This is a genomic window from Vibrio cincinnatiensis (assembly GCF_022113815.1).
Lineage (GTDB): Bacteria > Pseudomonadota > Gammaproteobacteria > Enterobacterales > Vibrionaceae > Vibrio > Vibrio cincinnatiensis_A.
In genome coordinates, this window is sequence record NZ_SGOM01000006.1 from 201,361 (window position 1) to 223,765 (window position 22,405).

General features: G+C 44.3%; 18 protein-coding genes. 6 read left to right on the plus strand and 12 right to left on the minus strand.

The window, feature by feature from the left end:
- Positions 1-233 precede the first annotated feature (233 nt).
- The gene (locus EXA13_RS09920; protein ID WP_238133069.1) at positions 234-1,109 is read left to right on the plus strand and encodes a LysR family transcriptional regulator; all 876 of its coding nucleotides are present in this window, start codon (positions 234-236) and stop codon (positions 1,107-1,109) included.
- Between the two features lie 83 nt (positions 1,110-1,192).
- Here the strand turns inward: EXA13_RS09920 and fadJ are convergent, their stop codons facing one another.
- Both fadJ and fadI read right to left on the minus strand, forming a co-directional pair.
- A complete protein-coding gene (gene fadJ / locus EXA13_RS09925) occupies positions 1,193-3,313 on the minus strand; it encodes a fatty acid oxidation complex subunit alpha FadJ (protein WP_238133030.1) in 2,121 nt (706 codons plus the stop codon).
- Positions 3,313-4,620 carry an acetyl-CoA C-acyltransferase FadI gene (gene fadI / locus EXA13_RS09930; protein WP_238133031.1) on the minus strand — a complete coding sequence of 436 codons (1,308 nt, stop codon included), beginning with the start codon at positions 4,618-4,620 and terminating at the stop codon, positions 3,313-3,315. The genes fadJ and fadI overlap by 1 nt, the downstream gene beginning before the upstream one ends.
- Positions 4,621-5,299: 679 nt before the next feature.
- Between fadI and EXA13_RS09935 the strand changes: the two genes are divergently transcribed.
- The 3 genes from EXA13_RS09935 to cobO all read left to right on the plus strand — a co-directional run bounded on the left by EXA13_RS09935 (position 5,300) and on the right by cobO (position 9,093).
- Positions 5,300-6,568: an outer membrane protein transport protein gene (locus EXA13_RS09935; RefSeq protein WP_238133032.1), complete on the plus strand. Its 1,269-nt coding sequence runs from the start codon at positions 5,300-5,302 to the stop codon at positions 6,566-6,568.
- A 298-nt stretch (positions 6,569-6,866) separates the two neighbouring features.
- Positions 6,867-8,177: an outer membrane protein transport protein gene (locus EXA13_RS09940; RefSeq protein WP_238133033.1), complete on the plus strand. Its 1,311-nt coding sequence runs from the start codon at positions 6,867-6,869 to the stop codon at positions 8,175-8,177.
- A gap of 310 nt (positions 8,178-8,487) precedes the next feature.
- Positions 8,488-9,093, plus strand: a complete 606-nt coding sequence (cobO, locus tag EXA13_RS09945; RefSeq protein WP_238133034.1) for a cob(I)yrinic acid a,c-diamide adenosyltransferase — start codon at positions 8,488-8,490, stop codon at positions 9,091-9,093.
- A gap of 116 nt (positions 9,094-9,209) precedes the next feature.
- On the opposite strand, the gene EXA13_RS09950 is transcribed toward cobO, so the two are convergent.
- From EXA13_RS09950 to apbC, 3 genes are all read right to left on the minus strand, one after another.
- Positions 9,210-11,333 carry an AsmA family protein gene (locus EXA13_RS09950; RefSeq protein ID WP_238133035.1) on the minus strand — a complete coding sequence of 708 codons (2,124 nt, stop codon included), beginning with the start codon at positions 11,331-11,333 and terminating at the stop codon, positions 9,210-9,212.
- 87 nt (positions 11,334-11,420) lie between these two features.
- Positions 11,421-12,062, minus strand: coding sequence for a uridine kinase (udk, locus tag EXA13_RS09955; protein WP_238133036.1), 642 nt, complete (start codon positions 12,060-12,062; stop codon positions 11,421-11,423).
- Between the two features lie 218 nt (positions 12,063-12,280).
- The gene (apbC, locus tag EXA13_RS09960) at positions 12,281-13,357 is read right to left on the minus strand and encodes an iron-sulfur cluster carrier protein ApbC (protein WP_238133037.1); all 1,077 of its coding nucleotides are present in this window, start codon (positions 13,355-13,357) and stop codon (positions 12,281-12,283) included.
- 158 nt (positions 13,358-13,515) lie between these two features.
- Between apbC and metG the strand changes: the two genes are divergently transcribed.
- Complete coding sequence (gene metG / locus EXA13_RS09965) at positions 13,516-15,582, plus strand: methionine--tRNA ligase (protein WP_238133038.1); 2,067 nt, start codon at positions 13,516-13,518, stop codon at positions 15,580-15,582.
- A gap of 218 nt (positions 15,583-15,800) precedes the next feature.
- Complete coding sequence (locus EXA13_RS09970; protein ID WP_238133039.1) at positions 15,801-16,607, plus strand: hypothetical protein; 807 nt, start codon at positions 15,801-15,803, stop codon at positions 16,605-16,607.
- Positions 16,608-16,641: 34 nt separating this feature from the next.
- On the opposite strand, the gene udp is transcribed toward EXA13_RS09970, so the two are convergent.
- The 7 genes from udp to moaB all read right to left on the minus strand — a co-directional run bounded on the left by udp (position 16,642) and on the right by moaB (position 22,362).
- Positions 16,642-17,403 (minus strand): uridine phosphorylase, encoded by a 762-nt coding sequence (gene udp, locus EXA13_RS09975; protein WP_238133040.1) that lies wholly within the window; start codon positions 17,401-17,403, stop codon positions 16,642-16,644.
- Positions 17,404-17,645: 242 nt separating this feature from the next.
- A complete protein-coding gene (locus tag EXA13_RS09980; RefSeq protein ID WP_238133041.1) occupies positions 17,646-19,928 on the minus strand; it encodes a zinc/cadmium/mercury/lead-transporting ATPase in 2,283 nt (760 codons plus the stop codon).
- A 153-nt stretch (positions 19,929-20,081) separates the two neighbouring features.
- Entirely contained in the window at positions 20,082-20,498 is a 417-nt protein-coding gene (locus tag EXA13_RS09985) for a CBS domain-containing protein (RefSeq protein WP_238133042.1), read from the minus strand.
- A gap of 163 nt (positions 20,499-20,661) precedes the next feature.
- Positions 20,662-21,111, minus strand: coding sequence for a molybdopterin synthase catalytic subunit MoaE (moaE, locus tag EXA13_RS09990; RefSeq protein ID WP_238133043.1), 450 nt, complete (start codon positions 21,109-21,111; stop codon positions 20,662-20,664).
- Positions 21,112-21,116: 5 nt separating this feature from the next.
- Complete coding sequence (gene moaD / locus EXA13_RS09995; protein ID WP_238133044.1) at positions 21,117-21,362, minus strand: molybdopterin synthase sulfur carrier subunit; 246 nt, start codon at positions 21,360-21,362, stop codon at positions 21,117-21,119.
- Positions 21,359-21,838 carry a cyclic pyranopterin monophosphate synthase MoaC gene (gene moaC / locus EXA13_RS10000; RefSeq protein WP_238133070.1) on the minus strand — a complete coding sequence of 160 codons (480 nt, stop codon included), beginning with the start codon at positions 21,836-21,838 and terminating at the stop codon, positions 21,359-21,361. Before moaC ends, moaD begins: the two co-directional genes overlap by 4 nt.
- 11 nt (positions 21,839-21,849) lie before the next feature.
- The gene (gene moaB, locus EXA13_RS10005; protein ID WP_238133045.1) at positions 21,850-22,362 is read right to left on the minus strand and encodes a molybdenum cofactor biosynthesis protein B; all 513 of its coding nucleotides are present in this window, start codon (positions 22,360-22,362) and stop codon (positions 21,850-21,852) included.
- Positions 22,363-22,405 lie beyond the last annotated feature (43 nt).

Genomic DNA, 22,405 nt, shown 5'->3' on the forward strand with positions numbered 1-22,405 from the left:
TTGCCGTACTTAATTCTGTATATTGATAACAAGTCAGCAATATAAGAAGGTCTTTTACCTTACTTACAAAATAGTCATGAAATAAGATTTATACAAATATTCCTCTTTTCATCATCGTTGCATACTATATGTATGGAATATCACGAATCGTCCAACAAGTTGATGTGACGCAACCTTTAGATGAGGATATCCGTATAAATTACTTAGATTCTCAAGATAATGTGGCAGGAATAATGAAATTAGATGATCTCAATCTCTTTCGACTGGTTGTCGAACATGGTAGCTACACCGCCACATCTCGTAAAACGATGATTCCTGTAGCCACCATCACTCGACGTATTCAGGCGTTAGAAGACTCTTTAAATCTTCGGTTATTAAACCGTCACGCTCGTAAGTTATCTTTGACAGAAGCAGGGGAACGTTTTTTTCGAGATTGCTCTCCGTTACTTGAACGCCTCGCCGCAATGACTGAGGAAATCACCGATGAGTGTCGTGGTGCATCAGGTACGATTCGGCTCTCCTCTCCTTCTAACTTAACCAAACGGATGATGATGCCCATGTTTAATGAATTCATGCATCAATATCCAGAAATCAACCTTGAGCTCACCACAAGTAACCATGCAGACCAACTAGATCCAACGGAATGGGATGTGATTTTTCGAGTTGGCCCTCAGCGTGACTCTAGCTTAATTGCCAGAAAAATTGGTGAAGTCAAAGATATTTTAGTCGCTAGCCCTCACTACCTCACGAAACAAGCAGAACCCGTCCATGCCGAAGATCTCTCCCATCACTCTTTATTAAAAGGTGAACCCTTACTCAAATGGCAATTGGTTAACAGCCAAGGTGAGCACGTCATTAATAACGATCCCGGACGCTTTCAGTCTAATGCACTGAACGTCATTCGCAGTGCTTGCTCTGATGGCTTGGGGATAACGTTAATGCCTGATGTTATGCTGAAAGAATTTCTTGCCGATGGTAGCTTAGTGCGCGTTCTACCAGATTGGAGTGCAAACCCCCGTGATATTTATATGCTGTATAACCACAAAGATCATTTACCAGAGAAAGTACGATTATTTATCGATTTCGTGATCGCTTACCACATTCACTAAACAGCTTTTGTAACAATCGAAAGAAAAAGAGAGCGAGCGTTTATGATCGGCTCTCTTTTTCTTTTTTACAACGAAAGCAGACGTTAATAAAACGTTTCGTCTAGCCCAGCCCGAGTGACTAAACCATCACAAGGGGCAAAGTGATCACCATATTTTTGCGCATGTTGATTCATCATTTCCACCAGTTTTTTTAATCCGATATGATCCATATAACGGAAAGGGCCACCGAGGAATGGCGGGAAACCTATGCCGAAAATAGCACCAATATCACCATCTCTGGCTGAATGAATAATACCATCATCAAGGCATCGAACTGCTTCATTTAACAGAGGCAGCACACAACGAAGCGCGATGTCTTTATCACTCCATTTTGATTCAGGTGTGAGATTCAAAAGCTTGTAGACCGACTTATCGACTTGCTTCTTTTTATTCCCTTTATAAGAGTAAAAACCTTTCCCCGTTTTTCGCCCTTTTCGATTATCGTTCAGTAACGTTTCAAAAACCTCTGGCCCCTGAAAACGCGGCCCAAGCTCATTAACCAATACTGGCATGATTTTCGAGCCAACATCGATACCAACTTCATCTAATAAGGTAATCGGGCCAACTGGAAAACCAAAGTTGAGTAGTGCGGTATCAATCTTCTCAACCGGCTCCCCTGCTAACAATACTTTTGCAGCTTCATTCATGTACGGAGCAAGAATCCGGTTTACGTAAAACCCCGCACAATCTTTAACCACGATTGGCGTTTTTCCTTGTTTCTTCGCTAAAGCAACGACCGTCGCAATGGTATCGGCTGAAGTTGTTGGATGAGGAATCACTTCTACCAAAGGCATTTTTTCAGCAGGGCTGAAATAATGCAGCCCGACGATATTCTCAGGCCGTGTCGCTTTGGCCGCAATTTTTGTGATGGGTAACGAAGAGGTATTGGTTGCGAAAATGGTCTCACGTTGAGCATGTTGCTCCACCTCCGCCACCATTTGCTGCTTGAGAGGCAGATCTTCAAACACCGCTTCGATCACAATATCTAGGTGTTGAAAACCCGTAAAATCCGTCCCGCCTGACAGCTTCATCATTTGATTCTGTAATTGAGCTTTACTGATAATTTTTCGTTTACGCTGCTTATCAAACAATGTGTAGTTATAGCGAAGAGCATTGAGTACACCATCATTCGTAACGTCTTTGATTCTGACCGGTAATTTGGCTTTAGCAACACTAACATGGCTGATACCTGCTCCCATCAAACCGCCACCCAACACACTCACACGCTGGATATCACGAGGTTTCGCATCACTACCATGCTCTTTTTTCATCTCCGTGGTAGCGAAAAAGATTGACCGTAGCGCTTTCGATTCTGGCGTCATCACCAACTCACCAAAACGTGTGGCCTCTATTGCTAACCCCACTTTAAAACCTTTCTCTAATCCCGTTTCTATTACCTCTAAAATCGCCTTGGCAGCTGGGTAATTTCCTCGGGTTTTTTGATCCGTTTTTTTACGAGCCTGATCAAAAATCACCTTACGACCTAACCCAGTATTTGCCATCAACTTTTCTTTCACTGACCGCGGCACTTTGCCACGCTTTTTACCTTTATCACGGATAAAACGTTGGGCTATATCCAGCAAAACACTTTCAGGTACACACGCATCCACCACACCCAATGTTTTCGCTTTTTTAGCCCTTAACTGTTTACCCGTTAAAATTAAATCTAATGCGGGCAACAGGCCAATCAAACGAGGCAAACGCTGAGTTCCCCCTGAACCAGGAAGCAACCCAAGCATCACTTCTGGTAGGCCTAACCGTGTTTTATCATCATCACTACACACTCGATAATCACAAGCTAGCGCTAATTCAAGCCCTCCACCGAGGCAAGAGCCGTGAATCGCTGCCACCACAGGGAAAGGAAAAGCTTCCAACTGCTGAAACATCTGTTGACCTTGAGTTGCCAATGCTTGTGCTTCCGAAGCAGAACGACAAGCATCTAGCATGCGAACATCGGCCCCTGCAATAAAATTATCTGGCTTTAACGAATGAATGATCAGGCCTTTTACCTGTTTTTTCTGTTCATCTAACTGCTTAAATACCACCTGCATTTCTTGAGCAAAAGCCGCTTGCAAGGTATTCATTTTTTCTCCAGGCACATCAATCGCCAGCCAGGCAACCTGTTGATCATCAATATTTAAATGAAATGCTTTTGCTTCGCTCATTACTCGACCTCCAAAATCATGGCTGCGCCTAGCCCACCTGCAGCACAAGCGGTATTCAATGCTAACCCTCCCCCACGACGTTGTAATTCACGCAGTGTTTGGGTAATCATCCTAGCTCCTGTCGCAGCAAAAGGGTGCCCATAAGCAATTGAGCCACCGAGTACATTAAACTTATCCATATCAACTTCCCCAATCGCTTTGGCCCGGCCTAAATGCTGCTGAGCAAATTGATCACTCGCAAACATTTTTAAATTCGCTAATGTTTGTGCCGCAAACGCTTCATGCATATCAATCAAGGTTAAATCTTTTAGCTCAATACCAGCACGTTCTAACGCTAGAGGTGTTGCAAATGATGGCCCCATCAGCATATCTTTCTCTACGCCTATCGCAGAAAAAGCATAAGAGCGGATGTAACCCATAACCTCCAGACCGAGCTCTTTTGCTCGACCTTCACGCATTAAAATAATGGCAGCTGCACCATCGGTTAATGGAGTACTGTTTGCTGCAGTGACTGTGCCATATTGGCGATCAAAAGCAGGGCGTAGCTTGGCATATCCTTCAACCGTGGAATCAAAACGAACGTTATTATCTTTATCGAGCCATGTATTGTATGGTTCTGGAAATGCGGTCATCACTTCACCGCTGATTTTCCCTTCATGCCATGCTTTTGCTGCAAGGGTATGGGAACGGTGGGCAAGCGCATCTTGATCTGCACGCAAGATTCCATGAGATTTTGCCATCTGTTCGGCGGTTTGCCCCATTGATAGCCCCGTTGAATATTCAGCAACCGCAGGGGGAACGGGCATAAGATCTTTGATAGAGAGCGAAGTTAATATCGAGAACTTTTGACTTAAGCTTTTCGCTTTACTCAACGCCAATAAGCTTGCGGCCAGCTTTTTGGAAACGCCAATGGGCAAAACCGATGAAGAATCCGCCCCACCAGCAAGGCCAATATCGATCGTCCCTGCCATAATGCTTTCCGCCACGTTAACAGCCGATTGAAAACTGGTTGCACACGCCCGAGTCACGCTGTAAGCATCGGTGTGAATATTCATTCCAGTACCCAATACTATTTCCCGAGCAATATTCGGAGCTTCAGGCATTTGTACGACTTGCCCAAAAACCACTTGTTCTATTAAGCGGGGATCGATATCAGTTCGAGTGAGCAGTTCATTCACCACCATTTTGCCTAAATCTACAGCGGGGACTTGAGAGAATGCTGTACTTTGGCGTGCAAATGGCGTTCGTAATCCTGCGACAATGGCGACACGTTCACCAGAACGTGTTTTCACTTCCTGCTTGCCCATTATTTCTCCTTAGAATAAGAGGTCTGACCTGACAAGCATTGTAATCAAATTGTTACACCAATCAAACAAGTGTTTAAATAAACGTGATTTCGGCAGCGAAAGCAGGCAAAAAAAAACCACACAGAACTGTGTGGTCGGAATGTATATAAAGCAATTAACTTACGCCAATTGAAATAATCAGTTTCCTGATTAGGAGAAAGTAAAGTCAGCCTTCAAAAGGAAGTGTCATCTTGCTCAACATGTCAGCCACAAGGACCAACGAGATGACAAGGGTTACTATAACGGCTTACGGGCAGGATATTTTGAATTAGATCAATTTTATGCCCGTTTTATCTCCCTTGCAGGACCAAAAATTGATTCAAAACAATCTCTGGACCCTTTCTAGCCCTCCTTCTTTCTGACAGAAAGTGCTTACCCTAGCCAAATATCAAACCTACACGCTGACAATATACACTTGTCTCATTTCCCCTTCGTCTCTCCATATAATAGAGTTCCAACTCTATAATTAACCTTTTTGTTACAATTTAATGCCAATTTACTAGCATTTTTAAAACTTTACCATCCCATTATCCAATGGTCGGATTTCTATCTTCTATACTAGCGTCTAGTATCAGCCACCAAATGAGTAAATGCTCAACACAACGCCCATCAGAGGCGATATAACAAAGGAAAAAGTCTAATGAACAAGACGCGTCTGTTTAAACAGTCACTCTTAGCAGTGACCATCTCTCTTGCTACCCAGCAAGCTATTGCCGCGGGCTTCCAGCTCAACGCACAATCTGCCACTGGCCTTGGCCGTGCTTTTGCTGGTGATGCCGTGATCGCTGACAATGCCGCGGTCATGTCTCGTAACCCTGCTGCGATGGCTCTCTTTGATAAAACCGCTTTGTCGCTAGGGTTTGAGACCATCACCACTATGATCGATGTAAAAAATGTGCAGTATAATAATCTTTGGGACGGTGGTTCTGTAGCGGTACAAAATACTGACGATATTGGTGGTACTTCTGTCGCACCTAATATTCACCTGATTGTACCGGTGAATGAGCAATTTGCTTGGGGCGTGAATGCCTACTCTAATTTCGGAACCAAAACCGAATTTTCAGATAATTACCCTGCGGCTGAGTATGGCGGCTTAACGGATGTGAAAAGCTTTAACTTTGGTATTGCTGGCTCTTATCGTCTTAATAAACAGCTCAGCTTTGGTGCTGGTCTTGATATAATTTATGGACAGGGAACCATGAAACGCAAAGCTGGTGAAGCATTTCCTCCTCAACTATCACCACTCCCTCCTAGAGGTACATCATTAATAAATGTCGATAAAGCCGATGGTTGGGCTGTTGGGTTTAACCTAGGTACGGTCTATGAGTTAGATGAAAACAACCGTTTTGGTTTTGCTTATCGCTACAGTCCAGAATTTGATGCTAAAGATGATGATGGACAGAAAATAATACTCCCTCTGCCTGATATTGCAGAGTTCTCAGGCTTCCATAAGATTCAAGACACACAATTTGCCGTGCATTATAGTGTGCAATGGATTGGTTGGAGTTCTTTTGACAAGATCGACTTTGAAAACCTAGATGCTTCACGTTCTGCCGTTGGTGCTGACAATGGTCGCTTTGTGAAAGAGTATAAATGGCAAGATGGCTGGCATTACTCGATTGGTGGAACCTACTACCTAAACCGTGATTGGACTCTGCGAGCGGGTTATATGTATGACACCAGCGCACAAGATAATAAGACATCAATCTCAGTCCCAGATTCAGATCGCCAATGGCTCTCAACAGGTTTCACATATCAGTTAAGCGAAAAGTCTAATGTCGATTTTGGTATAACCTACTTAATGGGTAAAAATGTTGATGTTACCGAGAAGGATGCTGGTAGTACCTTAAGTGCAACAACTAAAGCCGATGCTCTAATGCTGGGCTTACAATATAGCCGCACTTTCTAATTAATTACTCTTATCTACTCCATGATAAAGGGCTGAACTTTCAGCCCTTTTGTTATTTTTTCCCGTTACCCTCATTACTTTAAGCGAACACTTGTACTGATTTACCCCGCTTACACACTACATATGTACGCTGAAACCTGATAATCGCCTTAATCAACACAGATTAAAAAACTAAAATAATTAAATTTATTAAAATAAAAATCTGAAAAAAGGCTTTTTGCTGTTTTTCATTATCCTCACCCTTATCCAACCTTTAGACTTTTCGGCCACCTATTAGATAATTTCAGCGAACATGACAATGAAAACAAATCGAACCTTTCTCTCCACCGCTATGGCTTGTAGCTTTATGATGATCTCCTCGACCTCATTTGCAGCGGGTTTTCAATTGGCAGAATATTCAGCAACCGGGCTTGGCCGAGCGTACGCCGGAGAGGCCGCAATGGCTGATAATGCTGGCGCTCAGTGGCGTAATCCAGCCATGCTGACTTATCTTTCAGGCACACAAGTCTCTGCTGGTGCGATTTATGTCAACCCTAATGTGGATGTAAAGGGTACCGTTCATTTTAACAACGCCCTCTCTCACGGCAATGCTTCAGACTATGCCAATGATGCGGTTGTCCCAAATTTTTATTTCTCTCATCAGTTGAACGAGCGCGTGTTCTTAGGCTTAGCACTAGGGACCAACTATGGCATGGAAACCGATTTATCAGGCTTTGCAGCCAGTCATTTTGGTGACGAAGCGATGATCAAAACCATGGAAGCCAACCTAAACTTAGGTTATCAATTAACTGAAACCGTCAGTGTTGGTGGTGGAGTGCGATATGTTATGGGCGAAGGGCATTTTGGTGCTAGTGTGCCTAAAAATAATATTGTTGGCATAGATTCCAATGACAGCCCTATCTCTCTTCCCCAAGGTACAACCTTAAAATATATGGAAGGCGATGACACCAGTTGGGGCTGGCAAATCGGAGCCGCTTGGCAGCTTCATCCACAACACCGAATCGCCTTTAGCTATAAATCGGAAGTGGTGATGGATTTTGAAGGCCATGCGGAAGGATTTGCTGTTAATCCTGTACAACCCACTCAACATAAGCCAGGGCAATTATCTGTTACACTCCCAGCCACCGCAGAGCTAGCGAGCTTTCATCAGCTTACCGAACAGTGGGCGATTCACAGCAGCATTAACTGGACAGATTGGAGCAGCTTTGATCAATTAACAGCTGAGTTTAATGATGGTTCCAGTGATTTAATCAAGTCGGAAAACTGGAAAGACAGCTATCGTTTTGCACTGGGCACAAGCTATGCGTGGGATCAAGACCTCACACTACGTGCTGGGGTTGCTTATGATTTATCGGCGGTCAGTACCCGTTTTCGTACCGCAACCATTCCAGAAACGGATCGGACTTGGTTAAGTATCGGTGCCGGTTATCAGGCAACAAAACAGCTCACGCTTGATGCAGGCTTTACTTATATCTTTGCGAAAAAAGCCTCTCTCTATGAGCCTAGGGAAGACACAGATTATGACTCACAAAAACTTGCAGGCACATACACGGGTAAAGTCAGTGGTAATGTCTGGCTGGTGGGGGTTCAAGCCAGTTACCGTTTCTAGCTAAGTTCATCCGCCTGTATCAAAAGCAAAGAAAAAGACTGAGGGGAAAACCTCAGTCTTTAGGTGCAAGCAAAGGTGTATCAATCAGTGGTTTATTTAACCGTAGTCGGTTATTACGTTCACTGCCAATATTTTAGCGCTACAGTGGTATCATGCGACGCAATCGTTATTTTGATGAAATTAACACTTCTCTCAATTTCCCTCCCCCAACACTTTCTAACCCGGATGAAAACCCTTAGGTTTACTTGGTGTTTCATAACATTAAGTTAGGCTACTATAAATCCATTCGTAGCAAAGAAAGGGATTAAGCATGTCCAATGACGACATTAAACAGCAGCGGCACCAAGCACGTCAGCAAAAAGTGAAAGAACAGGTTGATGCTCGTATTGCACAAGCACAAGAAGAAAAAGGACTATTGTTGATTATTACCGGTAATGGCAAAGGCAAATCCACCTCAGGTTTTGGAACCATTGCCCGAGCCGTTGGGCACGGACAAAAATGCGCCGTTGCACAATTTATCAAAGGTACATGGGAGAATGGTGAGCGAAATCTCTTAGAAAAACTCGGAGTAGAATTTCAAGTCATGGCCACAGGTTTCACTTGGGATACACAAAATAGACAAGCAGACACTCAAGCCGCACAACTAGTCTGGCATGAATGTCGACGAATGCTGAACGATCCTTCACTGGAAGTGGTATTATTTGATGAGCTGACTTACATGGTTAATTACGGCTATATTGAGTTAGAGGAAGTCGTCTCTGCCTTAGCAGAACGCCCCGCAATGCAGTCCGTTATAATCACGGGCCGTGGGGCCCATCGAACCCTCATTGAAATGGCCGATACCGTATCGGAAGTCAAAAATATCAAACACGCCTTTGATGCCGGAGTCAAAGCTCGGCAAGGCGTTGACTGGTAAGCAGATAAGCCGATGATAATTCCCGATAATGCGCAACCACACATCATCGGGAATCGATGAGTAACAAAGTATGACTCGATCTCGGACGAAAGCTTTGACTCCGAGCAACGTCTCGATTACCGTTTCAGTAACCCTTTGAGCAACCCATCTACTGCTTGTTTTGTCTCTTCATTTTTAATTTTATCGCCCAGTTTTTCTATTCCTCGGTCAATCTCTTTTTGTGCTTTTTGTTTCAATACATCATCAAACACCAAGCGGAATTTAGGATCGGCCCATTGACCGGAAATATGAATAGGCACCGTCACATCGCGTAACTCATCAATATCTTTCCCGCCTTGGCCTTTTAGTGTTCCAACAATCGAGGTTCGTACAAGAAAATCAACGCTTTCCTGTATGTAATTTGCCTTCCCTTCACCATGAACACGTAGGAGTGGTGATTGCATGGTTAGATTTGAGGTGGAAACTTCCCCTTTATTCAGTTTCAGCGTCGCACTCATAGCACTGAAATCCGTCTTCTTCACCGAATCCGATTCCTCTGCGCGTTGCCCTTTAATTTTGGCGTAGCTAGTACGAATCAACTGAGCAATATTAATTCCGTTAACAGCGCCATCAGAAAACTTAATGGCTACAGTACCAACAAGGTTTTGCTGAATACCCGTCGGCGTTAAGCTCTTTCCTTGAATATCAGCCTCAATATTACCCGTCCCTTCTAGCATTTTATTGTTCAGTACATCAACCAATAAGGGCTGCACTTTTACCCCGGTTATCGTTTTTTTTACGTGATAAGTGGCCGGTGTTTTTCGAGCATCAATCTGAGCACTGGCCTGAACTTTGCCTTGATAAAGTTCAGCCGTCAGTGAACTGAGATCAATGACACCGCGATTAACAGAGAAACGAGTCTGTACCTTATGCAGTTTGGCATTGGCGGCTTTTAATTGGTCAATCGTTACTTGCCCAGCAATATCCAATCCTTTCAAAGCCGATAAATCAGGCTCAACTTCTTGTGTCGGTACTGATGCTGTTTTTTGCGCATTCTGAGTAGGTTGAACATTTTCAGCAGGTTCCGTTTGTGATTGGCCTATCCCCAAAAACTCATCAAGGTCGATATGTTGACTGTGTAACGTAAAGCGAACTTGTGGAATATCGGTCAATTTCACACTCGCCTTACCCGCCAATTCCAGTGTGTTAGCGGCCAGTTTATCCAGTATCAGATTGAGCGAGCTTTTCGCTATATCGAAAGAGAAAGAAGCATTCATTGCAACCTTCATCGGTGATTGAGGTAAAGCTTCACCTTGCAAATTGGCGATCAGATCGAGTTTATCAACAGATACAGTGGAGACGGTGGAATCCACTGTGAGTGCCGTTTTCCCTGCCACATCCAATTGTAAATCAGCGGCTTTCCCTTTCATGGTGAAAGCCATCGAGTTGGCTTTATCAAATTCAAAGGTAGCCAGTTCAACCGTTAGAGCGTCGATCTGAGTAGCGCTATCGTTAAAATGCGCACTCAAGGCAATATTTCGTAAAGCGTATTGCTTAAAATTCTCTGATAACTTAATTTCTGCTGCACCTGCGGCGCCAAATTGCTGCTGGTTATTGCTACCTTGTGCAGAAAAATCGACTTTTGTCCATTTGTTCGCTGCAAATTCAGATACCGTTAACTGAACATCGTATAGCTTAAGGTGAGTTGCCGCTTGGTTATCTTGAATGTCTAACCGAGCATTTTTGATAGTGACACCCGCCAAATTAATATCCCAAGCCTTATCTGTCGTCGTAGACGCTGAGCTTACCTCCTCTGTCTCTACTTGCATTTCTTTGGCCGATGCTGGTTTCATCTCCTCGGTATTGGATGCCTGAGTTAAGCTGTCAATATTTGAACGGCCATCTTCCAAAGTTTCCAGATAAACTTCAGCACCTTCTAACTGAACATTACCAATATGCAGTTGGCTATCCAGCAAGGGCATGACCGAGATCTCTATACCAACCCGATCGACTTTAAACAAATTGGTTTGACTGAAGCCAACGGGGTTTCTTAACTCCGTTTTGCCAAGTTCTAAGCCTATCGATGGGAAGAATGTCCAACGGATATCCCCCTCTATGACTAGCTCAAGACCCGTTTGTTTCTTGGTTTGTTCCACAATCAAAGGTTTAAATTGATTAGGATTAACAAAAATAACTAACGCTGCGATTGCGCCAACCACAATAACCAACAACGCAGCAATGAAGAGGGACAGTTTTTTCATCTGCTTTTCCTTGCTTGACGAGATAAAGAAAGTGGCACTTAAAGTGCCACTGATACTGCAAAATATAAAGTCAACTATCGGTTAAATTTATGATTTTAGCAACTTCGCTATATGCGCTTTCAACACATCAATCGCAATACGATTTTTTCCTCCGCGAGGAACAATAATATCGGCATACTGCTTTGAGGGTTCAATAAACTGCATAAACATAGGGCGAACCGTTTTTTGATATTGCTTTAATACCGATTCCATCGTCCGTCCACGCTCTTCTACATCACGTTTTACGCGACGCAATAAGCAAATATCTAGAGGGGTATCCATAAAAATAGAGGCATGCATTAAATCACGTAAACGGGGGTCGGTAAGCAGTAAAATGCCTTCAAGAATAATGACTTTTTTAGGGGTCAAAAGAGTGGTATTCGCGGTGCGGGTGTGTTCACTGTAGCTGTATTCTGGAACTTCTACCGCTTCACCTCGTACCAAAGCTTGTAGATGTTCACATAACAGATCGTGATCTAAAGCATTCGGGTGGTCGTAATTGGTTTTGACACGCTCGTCCATACTCAGATGGCTTTGGTCTTTGTAATAGCAATCTTCCGTGATCACACCGATTTGATGGTCGCCTACTTTAGCGCGAAGTTCATTATAAATGGTACTCGCTATGAGGCTTTTCCCAGAAGCAGAAGCGCCAGCAATACCGACGATGACGCATTGATTATTATCAGACATGGTTCAGTGTACCCGATACGTGTATGTGAGGAATGAAGATAAACCGCCTGATTATAGGGAGTTCATTCTATAGATACCAGTTCGTAAAGGGGTAAAATATCAGTAATTTCTTGGCTTGAATAAAATGACAACAACGCAAACGATTACCTAGTGATAGCTGAAAATTTTGTGAGGGATAAAATGAAGCGGTGCATTCAAACACCGCTAACATAAGCGACTTAATCGACCAAGGCTAAGTCAATCATCTCGGGTTTTGCTTTACCTTGCCAATATAAGCTGGCACAAATTCGTTCAGCGAGAGCATAGAAGATCTGGCTGTGTTCACTCTCTGGACGAGCCATGACGGTTGGAGTGCCAGCGTCAATATCTTCACGCATATGAATATGCAAAGGGATCTGAGCCAGCAACGCCAAACCATATTCTCCCGCTAATGTTTGTGCTCCACCCACACCAAAAATCGCTTCTTTTTCTCCACAGTGGCTACAAATGTGGTAACTCATATTTTCCACTAAGCCAACCACAGGCACTGCCACTTTCTCAAACATAGCCGCCCCCTTACGGGCATCAGCTAGGGCTAGATCTTGGGGGGTTGTCACAATCACAGCCCCTGTCACCGGAATTTGCTGAGAGAGCGTCAATTGAATGTCTCCCGTACCCGGCGGCATATCGATCACCAGATAATCAAGCTCTGGCCATTCGGTTTCATTCAGCAGTTGGGATAACGCTTTCGACGCCATCGGGCCTCGCCAAATGGCCGCATCGGCTTTATCAACTAAATAACCGATAGAATGGGTATAAATGCCATGCGCTTTCACAGGCTGCATCCATTTGTTCTCTCTCACTTCAGGCTTAGCATTTAGCATACCAAACATCATAGGAACAGAAGGCCCATAAATATCTGCATCGAGCAAGCCAACCTTCGCCCCACTGCCCGCAATAGCAAGTGCTAGGTTTGCAGCCGTAGTGGATTTACCAACCCCCCCCTTGGCGGAGGTTACCGCAATAATATTTTTAACCCCTTTCACACGATTGGCCACTTGGGTCACTAAGGCTTTAGGCACCACAGAAATATGATAATCAAAAGAGGCAACCTCTTGCGCAGTTTGCTGCTGAACAATCCAATCTTGTAACTGGGTAACGAGCGTTTTGGCGGCAAAAGGAAGCGCTATTTCAAACTTTCCAGCCGCGGTCACTTTGACAATGTTCGGTGAATGCGCCCAATCTTCAATCAGGTTGGGATGAGAAAACTGAGTCAGCCAAGAGCAAAAATCGTGTTTGGACGTAAATGTGAGCATAAGCCCTCCTTTTTTGATCATGCTACCACTCTCTTTCATGACACTGAACCCTAAAAAAGTTAAGGCCTTATCTCGACTCTTGCCTTGGCGTTGGTAGCGTCATCAGGTAGTATTAACCATTACTTTCAATACCTATCAAATATAGCGAATAATTAAGTATGGCAACTGAACCAAGAAATGTTTCTCCAAGGAAACTGCTGGTAACTTGTGCCCTTCCGTACGCTAACGGTTCCATCCACTTAGGTCATATGCTTGAGCATATCCAAGCGGATATTTGGGTGCGTTACCAACGCCTACGCGGCAATATTGTAAACTTCATCTGTGCAGACGACGCTCATGGCACGCCAATTATGCTTAAAGCACAGCAGATGGGTATCACACCGGAAGAGATGATCGCCGCGGTCAGCGAAGAGCATCAAAAAGATTTCGCTGGATTTGATATCAGTTTTGATAACTATCACAGTACACACAGTGAAGAAAACCGTGAGCTTGCTTCTCATATTTATCTGCAACTGAAAAAAAATGGCTTTATCTCAAGCCGTACCATTTCTCAACTCTATGATCCCGAAAAAGAAATGTTCTTACCGGATCGATTTGTTAAAGGTACTTGTCCAAAGTGTAAGTCAGAAGATCAATACGGCGATAACTGCGATGCTTGTGGCGAAACCTACAGCCCAACCGAGCTGATCAACCCTCGCTCAGCCGTTTCTGGTGCCACACCCATTATGAAAGATTCGGAGCACTTTTTCTTCGATCTTCCTCAGTTTGAAAACATGCTCAAAGAGTGGACTCGTTCCGGTTCCCTGCAAACAGAAACCGCGAATAAAATGCAAGAATGGTTTGAATCAGGCCTTCAGCAATGGGACATCTCTCGTGATGCACCTTATTTCGGCTTTGAAATCCCTGGTGAGCAGAATAAATTCTTCTATGTTTGGTTAGATGCCCCTATCGGCTATATGGGGTCATTTAAAAACCTCTGTAACAAACGTTCTGATCTCAATTTTGACGAGTATTGGAATAAAGAGAGCCAAACGGAACTGTATCACTTTATCGGTAAAGACATTGTTTACTTCCACAGCCTATTTTGGCCCGCCATGCTAGATGGCAGTGGGTTCCGTAAACCAACCAATGTTTTTGTACACGGTTATGTTACGGTCAATGGCGCTAAGATGTCTAAGTCGAAAGGAACCTTTGTTAAAGCAAGTACTTACCTTAAACATATTGAGCCGGAATGCCTACGTTACTACTACGCAGCCAAACTCAACAACCGAATTGATGATCTGGATTTGAATCTGGAAGACTTTACACAACGCGTTAATGCCGATGTGGTGAATAAAATTGTTAACTTGGCCTCTCGTAATGCCGGCTTTATCGCCAAACGTTTTGAAGGCAAATTATCCGCCCATTTCGCCGAGCCCGAACTTTATCGTGAGTTCATTGCTGCGGCTGAACGCATTGGCGAATTGTATGAAAACCGTGAATTTGGCCGTGCCATTCGTGAAATTACTGCATTAGCGGATAAAGCTAACCAATATGTAGATGAAAAGGCACCTTGGGTTGTAGCAAAACAAGAAGGTCAGGATCAAGCACTACAAGATATCTGTACTGTTGGTATTAACCTATTCCGTGTGCTGATGACCTATCTAAAACCTGTGATGCCATCACTCGCTGAACGCTCTGAAGCTTTCTTAAACCAACCCTTAACTTGGGATGGTATTGCTCAACCTTTGACGGATCATCCAATCACTGCATTTAAAGCCTTGTTTAATCGTATTGATCCTAAACATATTGAAGCAATGATTGAAGAATCAAAACAAGAAGCTGCCGCTGAAAAAGCCGCCGCAGAAGCCGCTGCGCCAAAAACACAGCAAACGGAATTAAGCAAAGATCCCATCGCCGCAGAAATTGAATTTGATGATTTTGCTAAAGTCGATTTACGCATTGCAAAAATTCTTTCTTGCGAAGCCGTTCCGAAAGCCGATAAGTTGCTTAAGTTCCAATTAGATATTGGCGGCGAAACACGACAAGTTTTCTCTGGAATTAAAGCCGCTTATAACCCCGAAGATCTGGTCGGAAAATACACAGTAATGGTGGCAAACCTTAAGCCTCGTAAGATGAAGTTTGGGATGTCAGAAGGGATGATTCTTGCTGCTGGCCCAGGTGGCAGCGAACTGTGGATTTTAGAACCACATGAAGGAGCTCAACCGGGCATGCGTGTGATGTAACCCACTTAGAATCATTCAGCTCTATTTAGTTAGCCCCTATGAGTCACCAGCATTAGGGGCTTTTTTGTATCAGCGATCACTCTTTTCGAGCATCTCGCACCAACTCAGTGCAGTCCATTTTATCATCAAAAATTAACCGATTGATTTATAAGGCATAAAATATTGGCACCAAGCGTGCTACTCCTTGGGTGGTAACCAACATAAACAAGGAGTGGCTTATGTTTGTCTTGATCTCAATGCTTATCTCTGTAGGCGTGTTGTATTTGATGTTCTTCTTTGCAAAACAAAAGGAGTCTACCTTACAAAGAAAATACACGTTATTGGTTGATTTGCGTCAGTTACTCTACTTATGTCGTCAACATCGTAGTGCCACACATCATAGCCTGATGTTTGGCCAAGAACGCGAAGTAGAGCTACAACATTTACAACAACAGATAGAAGAAAAATCAGAGCATCTTATTGCTACTGCCCACTTTGACAATAAGCCGATGTATCGAATTTTACAGCTAAAGTTAAAGGCGCTAACGAATGAATGGTCAACGTGGAGCGTGGCTCGTAATCAAATGCTGCATGGTAAAGCTATCCGCCACTGCCTATTTTTACTCGATGAAGTCATGTTGGCTTGGCTGGTCGAATCCAACCGAGAAGATTTGAGCGATGAATACCACATGAACTGGCAGCAAGTGCTCGATAGTATGGATGCTTTAACTCAACTTCGGATTTGTATTGAAGAGATGCATACTGAGGAGGGGCGGTCACGACTAAAACATTATTGTGATGCAGTACGACGTAAACTCAATCAATTGGCGTTAATAAGCCCGTTGTCTATCGCGTCGCCTACCTGCAGTGAAGCGATGCGTCGCTTAGCAGAGTACCACGATAGCCGGACTTTTGAGATGGAGCCAGAAGCCTTTTATCAGCTCACTTCAGAAATTTCGCTCAGTATTGCTGATGTATATGATCAAATGCTGGCAGATCTGACCGAAAACCTATATTTACCCTTACCGAAACAGGTTCTGGCTTAACTAAATAAGCACCGCATTCGCGGTGCTTTAGCGCTTATTTGAGCATTTTACGAGCGGCTTCCACCACCACTTTGATAGAGCGTGCTTCGGTTTCTTTTAGCGTAGCATGATCAGGAATTTCTTTTTGTGTCCGGTTAATAATCACCCCCGCAACACACCCCGCTTTTAACCCAGAGCTAGCACACATGGTCAATAACGTTGCTGATTCCATTTCAAAGTTAAGCACACCCATTTCTTGCCACTCTTTCATCGAACCTTGAAAACGGCGCACAACACGTCCAGTAAAAGTATCATAACGCTCTTGGCCTGGATAAAACGTATCGCTTGATGCCGTCACCCCTGTATGAACAACTGCACCACTTTCCTCTACCGCTTGTTTCATTGCCAAAGCCACGTCAAAATCGGGAACCGCAGGAAACTCCATTGGTGCGAAATGCAAACTTGCACCATCAAGTCGAACCGACCCTGTGGTCACAATCATATCCCCAACATTGATATGGGGTTGAATCGCACCAGTTGTACCAACGCGTAAAAATGAACGAACCCCTAACTGTGCTAACTCTTCAACGGCAATTGACGTTGAAGGGCCACCGATTCCTGTTGAGCAAACCACCACAGAATGGCCATCTAACTCAGCACGATAAAGTGTGTATTCACGGTGGCTCGCTAAAAAGACAGGGTTATCCATCAATTCAGCAATTTTTTGCACACGAGCCGGATCACCAGGAATAATCGCTAAAGTGGCTCCATTTAAATCGCCCTGAGTAACACCTAAGTGAAATACAGCTTGAGACATAAGTAACTCCTTCATCGTGGCTTATTCAGCACATCATTAGTATTGGGTACATCACTACTCTAGCCCAGCCCTGAGCACCAATAAGTGACAAGAATCACAACAACGAAAGTAACAAATCAATAATTTACAAAGGAAAACGATTTGCATCACATATTCATGCTGTATTGATGCAATCAAAAACAACATCCTGTCAAACCTAGCTTGCGTGCTGATGAAAGTATCAAGCACGCAAGATCATCCTATTACGGCTTAAAACGCAATAACCGTAAAGCATTTAAGGTCACCAGTGCAGTCGCACCACTATCAGCCAATACTGCGACCCATAGTCCAGTGATACCCAATAAACTGGTCACAAGAAAAATGCCTTTCAACCCTAAAGCTAATGTCACATTTTGCCGAATATTATTCAGGGTTGCCCGTGAAAGCTGGATCATTCCCGCTAATTCCAACAGTCGATTATGAGTTAATGCTGCATCTGCCGTTTCTAATGCAACATCCGTCCCCCCACCCATGGCAATACCAATGCTCGCTTGTTTCATTGCAGGCGCATCATTAATACCATCACCTACCATCGCAACGGCGCGTTGCTGAGATAAATGCTCAATAAAGGCCACTTTATCTTGTGGTAACAACCCAGCTTGATAATTCATGGATAAAGCCTGAGCAAGTGCAGCGGCGCTGCGAACGTTGTCTCCTGTCAGCATAATGCTATCTATGCCCAATTTTTTAAGTTGTGCAATCGCCCCCTGCGCATCTTCTCGCAACGTATCTTGCCAAGCAATAATGCCGATGGGCTCCCTACCTTTCAGAGCCACTGCCAGCGTCTTTCCTTCGTTCTCTAAGCGGTCGATCTTGTCTTGCAATGAGGCGTCTAATGTTCCTTCAATTTTACTCGGTGATAATAAAGAGTAACGCTGCCCTTCAACCACACCGGTCATACCTCGTCCAACTAATGCTTGTTTATCGGTAGCGACGTCAATCGAGTATCCTCGACGTTGCACATCCTCAACCAATGACGTGGCGAGTGGATGTGTTGAACCTTGTTCAATCGCCGCCACGGCACTTAACCAGGTTACATTCGAATGGGTAAGGTCAATCGTGTCCGTCACTGTTGGCTTGCCTTCCGTGAGCGTCCCCGTTTTATCAAACGCCATCACTTCAATACGTCCCAGTTGTTCTAATGCAGCACCTCCCTTAATTAGAGCCCCTCGCCTTGCTCCTGCCGCTAGCCCTGAAGTAATGGCGGCAGGCGTTGAGATAACCAGCGCACATGGACAGGCAATCAATAACAATGCTAAACCTCGGTATGTCCAAGTTTCCCAAGGTTGGGCAAACAATAAAGGGGGAAGAATCACCACCAACAATGCAACCCCCATCATCAGCGGGGTATACCAACGGCTAAATTTATCAAGAAAGCGTTCCAGCGGGGCTTTTCGTGATTCCGCTTCTTCAATCAGATGTAAGATCCGATCAATCGCGTTCTCTCCCGCTTTCGAGGTAATACTCATCTGGATCACACGGTCAACCACAACCGTTCCGGCAAATAAAGACGCACCTTGCTGCCGTTCAACGGGGATCGATTCACCAGTCAACGCACTTTCATCAAAGCTTGCCACAGGCTCAAGCAAAGCCCCATCAGCAGGCAGGCGGCCGCCCGGGGCTACTTCGACTTTATCACCGGGTTGTAATTGCTGAGCTGAGACTGAAATTCGGTGACCTTGTTCATCAATTTTGGTTGCCATTTCAGGCACCAACGCCATCAAAGCTTTTACCCCTGAACGCGCACGAGAAGCGGCAACCCCTTCGAGCCGCTCACCAATCAAAAAGAGCAACAATACCATGGCGGCTTCAGCCGTTTCGCCTAAATATAAAGCTCCTAATGCTGCCACCGTCATCAATGTTTCAATCGCAAAAGGTGTGCCTGATTTGGCCAATTGCCATGCCTTTCGTGCAATAGGGAACAGACCCAATAAACAGGTTAGGGTAAAAATCCACATCGCCCACTCAACTGACCACTGATCAACAATAGCCCCGATTCCCATCGCGGCACCAATAGCCATAATGCGAAGATTATCCGATTGCAACGACCAAGAGGGCGATTGATTCTCTTCATCTGATGCTGCATCTGCCGGTGATTGGATACGAAATCCAGCATCCATCACCGCTTGCTCCACAGCTTCTGCGGTTTCAGCTTGATTAAATCGCACGACTAATTTTTGAGTCGCAAATAGAACTTTAGCCTCTACGATATCGGTGACTTTCTGCAGAGCCGTTTCTATTTTTCTAGCACAAGAAGGGCAGTCCATCCCAGCCACTTGCCAACTTTGTTGATACTGAGCATTCGTGATGGCGGGCTCTTCCCCTTCAGGTGGCGTCCCTTCACTACAGCACTCACTGTGGCAATGGCTGCTCTTCGTAGCTGAAATGTCTGCAGATGTAGAACAAGAGGTTGAGGAACAGCAAGAGGCTGAATGTTGATGATGAGAGGACTGAGTAGAACAACAACTGTCATGCTTTACACACATAAAGAACGCTCCTTGATTGGGTATGTGTAAAGCTTACACCTTGGAGTTAGCTCTAAGGTCAAGCAATAAATAAAACCACCCAGCGCATGAATAAGGCCCATAAGCTGAGAAAGTGTCTATGGGCCAATAGGTGCCATCATTTCTTCATTGAAACTATACTGGGTGTTTAAAACAAGCCGTGAGATTTTTCGCTATGGCTAACAATACATTACGTCGAGTAATAATGCCGACTAACCGACCTTGTTCAACAACCGGATAGACTTTCGGTTTACCGACTTTCATCATATCAGCCAGCTCAATAATTGACATATCCGGTGAAACAGAAAGGACTTCCTTATGCATACAATCACTGACAATGTGTGTATCTTGGCAAAAATAACTCACCTTGATCAGCTTATCGAGTAAATCTTGCTCAGAGAGAAAGCCAATCACTCGCTTATTCTCATCAATGACAGGCCCCCCCAAATGATGAGAGTGCATCACTCGCTCAAGAGCGGCACTCAATGGCATGTCGGGGCTGAAGGTGACCGTTTGAACGGTCATATAATCTCTTACTTTCAATGAATCCATTACTGTCTCCTTGCGTTATTAAGCACGCCGATACAGTAAGTGTTGACTAATTTCTTGATTTTACTAAATAGAAATCACTTTTTTTTGTCTATAGAAGAGCAGAATAAGACGGGAAAAAATAGAGAAGCAGCCAGCACAAGCGTTGTGCTGGGCAAAAGAAAGGTTACCAGCGCTGGGCGGCTTGATGATCTGAATCACGAGATTCAACCCAACGGGTACTTTCCGTTGTGCGCTCTTTTTTCCAAAAAGGCGCTTGGGTCTTTAGGGTGTCCATAATAAATTCACAAGCAGCAAAACTGGCGTTGCGATGCGCGCTGGTGACGCCAACAAAAACAATTTGCTCACCAGCATCCATATCCCCTATTCGATGAATAACCCGTACTTTGTGTAAAGGCCAACGGTGTTGTGCCTCATCACAAATAGCCAATAGCGCTTTTTCTGTCATACCAGGATAATGCTCTAAATGCAGGCCAACCACATCATCACCTAGGTTCATGTCTCGTACTTTACCAACAAACGTCACAATCGCACCAGCACCACTGCCTTGTGCTAACGCCGCATACTCATCAGCCACAGAAAAATCGTTATGTTGAACAGAAATTCTTGAATCCATCGTGATTACCCTCCAGTGACCGGCGGAAAGAAAGCCACTTCATCTCCCGCTTGTAATGGATGTGCCATCGGGACAATTGATTGGTTAACGGCAGCAAGTAATTTATCAGCCTGTAAAGCGAGTGACCACTTACCCTCTTGTTGAGATAAATGGTGACGGAGCATTTCTACCGTTTCAAAACATGCTTCAAGCTCAATATGATCACAGCCCACTAACTCTCGGGTTTGTGCAAAAAAAAGTACTTTAATCATTGGTCTACCTTAAAGTGTCCAGATTTACCACCGACTTTTTCTAGTAAGCGAACCTGTTCAATCACCATGTCTTTTTGTACCGCTTTACACATGTCATAAATGGTTAATGCGGCAACAGAAGCTGCGGTTAACGCTTCCATTTCTACTCCAGTTTTACCAGCCAATTTACACACAGATTCGATACGAACTCGGCTCTCATGTTCTAATGCTTCAAGATTTACTTCTACTTTTGACAACAACAAAGGGTGACAAAGTGGGATAAGATCCCACGTTTTCTTTGCAGCTTGAATTCCCGCAATTCTCGCCGTCGCAAACACATCGCCTTTGTGATGCTGCCCTGAAACTATCAATTTCAATGTTTCCGGGGCCATACGTACGTAAGCTTCTGCTCGGGCTTCTCGTACCGTATCAAGCTTGGCAGACACATCAACCATGTTTGCTTCACCGCTGGCATTAATATGGCTAAATTGGTTCATCATGCTCCCTTTTATACACTCAGATGTGGCATAAAATTACAAGGGCGATGGCTAGCGTCCAGCTGCTGTTTAATGATTTTCGTCCACCCGGTTCGACATGCTCCCGTTGAGCCCGGCATCGCAAAGACGACGGTATGGTTAGCAAAACCAGCTACAGCGCGAGATTGAATGGTTGATGTACCAATCTCTTCATATGACACCATACGAAATAGCTCGCCAAAACCTTCGACTTCTTTATCAAAAAGAGGCTTTAATGCTTCGGGGGTGCTATCGCGAGAAGTAAAGCCTGTACCACCCGTGATCAGTACAACCTGAACTTGCTCATCAGCAATCCATTGCGAAACAATGGCTCGAATTTTATACCTATCGTCGATCACAATCTGTTTATCGGCCAGCGTGTGTCCCGCTTCTATTAGCTGATCCACCAAGTAACGACCGGAGGTGTCATTTTCTTCCGTACGAGTATCTGACACTGTTAATACAGCAATACTAGCGGGTTGAAATTTGCTTTCTGCGTGCCCCATTTGTTTCTCACCTTAATAATTAATTCTGACTATAAAACAGCCA

Excerpts from the sequence above, each read along its gene's own strand:
- EXA13_RS09920 (WP_238133069.1), top strand. The coding sequence starts at position 234 with ATGAAATTAGATGATCTCAATCTCTTTCGACTGGTTGTCGAACATGGT.
- fadJ (WP_238133030.1), bottom strand. The coding sequence starts at position 3,313 with ATGAGCGAAGCAAAAGCATTTCATTTAAATATTGATGATCAACAGGTT.
- fadI (WP_238133031.1), bottom strand. The coding sequence starts at position 4,620 with ATGGGCAAGCAGGAAGTGAAAACACGTTCTGGTGAACGTGTCGCCATT.
- EXA13_RS09935 (WP_238133032.1), top strand. The coding sequence starts at position 5,300 with ATGAACAAGACGCGTCTGTTTAAACAGTCACTCTTAGCAGTGACCATC.
- EXA13_RS09940 (WP_238133033.1), top strand. The coding sequence starts at position 6,867 with ATGAAAACAAATCGAACCTTTCTCTCCACCGCTATGGCTTGTAGCTTT.
- cobO (WP_238133034.1), top strand. The coding sequence starts at position 8,488 with ATGTCCAATGACGACATTAAACAGCAGCGGCACCAAGCACGTCAGCAA.
- EXA13_RS09950 (WP_238133035.1), bottom strand. The coding sequence starts at position 11,333 with ATGAAAAAACTGTCCCTCTTCATTGCTGCGTTGTTGGTTATTGTGGTT.
- udk (WP_238133036.1), bottom strand. The coding sequence starts at position 12,062 with ATGTCTGATAATAATCAATGCGTCATCGTCGGTATTGCTGGCGCTTCT.
- apbC (WP_238133037.1), bottom strand. The coding sequence starts at position 13,357 with ATGCTCACATTTACGTCCAAACACGATTTTTGCTCTTGGCTGACTCAG.
- metG (WP_238133038.1), top strand. The coding sequence starts at position 13,516 with ATGGCAACTGAACCAAGAAATGTTTCTCCAAGGAAACTGCTGGTAACT.
- EXA13_RS09970 (WP_238133039.1), top strand. The coding sequence starts at position 15,801 with ATGTTTGTCTTGATCTCAATGCTTATCTCTGTAGGCGTGTTGTATTTG.
- udp (WP_238133040.1), bottom strand. The coding sequence starts at position 17,403 with ATGTCTCAAGCTGTATTTCACTTAGGTGTTACTCAGGGCGATTTAAAT.
- EXA13_RS09980 (WP_238133041.1), bottom strand. The coding sequence starts at position 19,928 with ATGTGTGTAAAGCATGACAGTTGTTGTTCTACTCAGTCCTCTCATCAT.
- EXA13_RS09985 (WP_238133042.1), bottom strand. The coding sequence starts at position 20,498 with ATGGATTCATTGAAAGTAAGAGATTATATGACCGTTCAAACGGTCACC.
- moaE (WP_238133043.1), bottom strand. The coding sequence starts at position 21,111 with ATGGATTCAAGAATTTCTGTTCAACATAACGATTTTTCTGTGGCTGAT.
- moaD (WP_238133044.1), bottom strand. The coding sequence starts at position 21,362 with ATGATTAAAGTACTTTTTTTTGCACAAACCCGAGAGTTAGTGGGCTGT.
- moaC (WP_238133070.1), bottom strand. The coding sequence starts at position 21,838 with ATGAACCAATTTAGCCATATTAATGCCAGCGGTGAAGCAAACATGGTT.
- moaB (WP_238133045.1), bottom strand. The coding sequence starts at position 22,362 with ATGGGGCACGCAGAAAGCAAATTTCAACCCGCTAGTATTGCTGTATTA.